Source organism: Stenotrophomonas sp. 22692, from assembly GCF_052045015.1.
In the GTDB taxonomy this organism is placed as follows: domain Bacteria; phylum Pseudomonadota; class Gammaproteobacteria; order Xanthomonadales; family Xanthomonadaceae; genus Stenotrophomonas; species Stenotrophomonas geniculata.
In genome coordinates, this window is sequence record NZ_JBQEMR010000078.1 from 1 (window position 1) to 3,068 (window position 3,068).

Sequence of the window (3,068 nt, forward strand, 5' to 3'; positions counted from 1 at the left end):
CCATGGATGGCGCCATCGAGCCCCCAGGGATGGGTTTACGGCGTGTCCTGCCTGCCCCTCCCGACCCGCCCAGCACGTAGAAACCCAGAGCCATGAACCAAGCTGTTGCCGTTGCTTTTGCGGGTGCTCTGGCTTGAAACGGGTGCCGGGCAGCGCCCGGCCGGGTATCCTTTCCCTCTGATGTCCGACCTTGTCCATGCCAGCCGCGAAGCCCTCAGCGACGGCGGCGCGCTCGCCTCGCACCTGGATGCATTCGTCCCGCGTCCGGCACAGCTGCACCTGACCGAAGCCATCGCCGATGCGCTGCAGCAGCGTGATCTGCTGCTGGCCGAGGCCGGTACCGGCACCGGCAAGACGTTCGCCTACCTGGTGCCGGTGCTGCTGTCCGGGTTGCGCACCATCATCTCCACCGGTACCCGCGCGCTGCAGGACCAGCTCTACCACCGCGATCTGCCACGGGTGCGCCAGGCACTCGGTGTCGGCCTGCGCAGTGCGCTGCTGAAGGGACGCGCGAACTACCTGTGCCGCTATCGCTTGCAGCAGGCGCGCGGCGAGCCGCGTTTTTCCAGCCCCGAACAGGCTGCGCAGTTCCAGCGGATCCTGGCCTGGTCCGGTCGTTCGGAGTTCGGTGACATCGCCGAACTGGAAGGCCTGGCCGATGATTCGCCGCTGCTGCCGATGGTCACCTCCACTGTCGACAACTGCCTGGGGACCGACTGCCCGTTCTGGGATGACTGCTTCGTGGTGCGCGCGCGGCAACGCGCGCAGGCCGCCGATGTGGTGGTGGTCAACCACCATCTGCTGTTGGCCGACCTGGCACTGAAGCAGGACGGCTTTGGCGAGTTGTTACCTGGGGCGCAGGCCTTCGTCATCGACGAGGCGCATCAGTTGCCCGAACTGGCCGCGCAGTTCTTCGGCGAAGGTTTTGGCATGCGTCCGTGGCAGGAACTGGGCCGCGACTGCCTGGCCGAAGCGCGCGGCGTCGGGGGCGCGCAGTCGGCGCTGCAGGAACCGGTCGACCAGTTGCAGCAGGCGCTGTTGGCGCTGCGCTCGGCAATGGAAGGGCTGCCAGCGCGTGGCACGCAATGGCGTGCACTGGCGATGCCGCAGGTGCGTGATGGCTTCGATACGGTGATGGCTGGCCTGGTGACGCTGGAGCAGGCGCTGCAGCCGCTGCGCGAAGCCGCGGCGGGCCTGGATGCCTGCCATGCGCGGGCGCGCGAGGCGGTCTCGCGGCTCAGTCGCTGGCTGGGCGATGACGAACCCACCCTCGATTTCGATACCGATCCGGAGGAGACCGCCAGCGCCGCCGATGTGCTCTGGTACGAGCTCACGCCGCGTGGTTTCCGCTGCCAGCGCACGCCGATGGATGTGTCCGGCCCGTTGCGCGAGCATCGCGAACGCAGCCGCGCCGCATGGATCTTTACCTCGGCGACACTGACCGTGGGCGGTGGTTTCGATCACATCGCCACCCGCCTGGGCCTGGACGACCCGCATACGCTGGTCCAGCCCAGCCCGTTCAACTGGCCGGAGCAGGCGTTGTGCTATCTGCCCGAGGGCCTGCCTGATCCGGCCGCGCGTGGTTTCGGAACCGCGCTGATCCAGACCCTGCGGCCGGTGCTGCAGGCCTCGCAGGGCAGGGCGTTCCTGCTGTTCGCCTCGCACCGTGCATTGCGCGAGGCCGCCGAGGCACTGCGTGATGGGCCATGGCCGTTGTTCGTGCAGGGCGAGGCGCCGCGCGCGACGCTGCTGCAACGCTTCCGCGAATCGGGCAATGGCGTGCTGCTGGGCTCGGCCAGTTTCCGCGAGGGCGTGGACGTGGTCGGCGAAGCGTTGAGCGTGGTGATGATCGACAAGCTGCCGTTCGCAGCACCGGATGACCCGGTCTACGAGGCACGCCTGGAGGCGATCCGCAGCCAGGGCGGCAACCCGTTCCGCGATGAACAGCTGCCGCAGGCGGTGATCGCGTTGAAGCAGGGCGTCGGCCGCCTGATCCGCAGCGAGAGCGACCGCGGCGTGCTGGTGCTGTGCGACCCGCGCCTGTTCAACCGGGGTTACGGCCGGGTGTTTCTCGATTCACTGCCACCGTTCCGCCGTACCCGCAGCCTGGCCGATGTTCAGGCCTTCTTTACGCCACAATGGGCGCCCGTGGCCGATGATGCGGCTGCCCGGGCCGCTGTTGCGACCGGCCCCGAGCCGGCGCCCGGTGCCACGTTCCCCCTGTTCTGACCCGATCCGATGAAACTGCTCGCCTTTGAAACCGCCACCGAAGCCTGTTCCGTTGCCCTGCATGTCGATGGGCAGGTACTGGAACGCTTCGAGATCGCCCCGCGCCGGCATGCCGAACTGAGCCTGCCGTGGGCCGAGGCGCTGCTGGCCGAGGCCGGCATCAGCCGTCGCCAGTTGGACGGCATCGCGCTCAGCCGCGGCCCCGGGGCGTTCACCGGCGTGCGCCTGGCGATCGCGATTGCCCAGGGCATCGCACTGGCGCTGGACCGGCCGCTATTGCCGGTCTCGACGCTGCAGGTGCTGGCGCTGCGGGCACCGGAAGAAGAAACGCAGATCCTGTCGGCGATCGACGCACGGATGGGAGAGTTGTACGTTGCGCGCTTCGAGCGTGTTGACGGCCTGCCGCTCGCGCGCGATGGCGAGCGTGTATGTGCACCGGCAGCAGTGGCGCTGCCGGACGGGCTGTCGGCCTATGGCGTCGGCACCGGCTTCGGCGCGGCCGACGGCGCGCTGGTGGCGCAGTTGGGCAGTGGCCTTCGGGGATTCGATGCGACAGCACTGCCGCGGGCATCGGATGTGCTGGCACTGGCGGTGCCGGCGTTCGCGCGTGGCGAGGCGATTGCGCCGGAGAAGGTCGAGCCCGCGTACCTGCGTGACAACGTGGCGCTGACCCTGGTCGAGCAGCAGGCTGCGCGCGAGGCGAAGGCGAAGGCCAACGGCTGAGCCCCTCGTGGCGGAGCGCGAAAGCACAAGCCGTGGTTTGGCCGGGCGGGTGGGCTGCGCAGGGGGCGCTGCAAGTACGTCCATGTAAGCTCGGTCGCCGCATCCATGCGGCTCAC

At 69.0% G+C, this 3,068-nt stretch carries 2 protein-coding genes; both read left to right on the forward strand.

Going from position 1 to position 3,068, the window contains the following annotated elements; all coding sequences use genetic code 11:
* Positions 1-180 precede the first annotated feature (180 nt).
* Positions 181-2,229 (forward strand): ATP-dependent DNA helicase, encoded by a 2,049-nt coding sequence (locus tag ACTJJM_RS21140; protein WP_440865950.1) that lies wholly within the window; start codon positions 181-183, stop codon positions 2,227-2,229.
* Between the two features lie 9 nt (positions 2,230-2,238).
* Positions 2,239-2,952 carry a tRNA (adenosine(37)-N6)-threonylcarbamoyltransferase complex dimerization subunit type 1 TsaB gene (gene tsaB, locus ACTJJM_RS21145; protein WP_100446438.1) on the forward strand — a complete coding sequence of 238 codons (714 nt, stop codon included), beginning with the start codon at positions 2,239-2,241 and terminating at the stop codon, positions 2,950-2,952.
* Positions 2,953-3,068: the final 116 nt, after the last annotated feature.

Bases quoted from the DNA above. Each gene is read 5' to 3' on its own strand.
- ACTJJM_RS21140 (WP_440865950.1), top strand. From the start codon at position 181: ATGTCCGACCTTGTCCATGCCAGCCGCGAAGCCCTCAGCGACGGCGGC.
- tsaB (WP_100446438.1), top strand. From the start codon at position 2,239: ATGAAACTGCTCGCCTTTGAAACCGCCACCGAAGCCTGTTCCGTTGCC.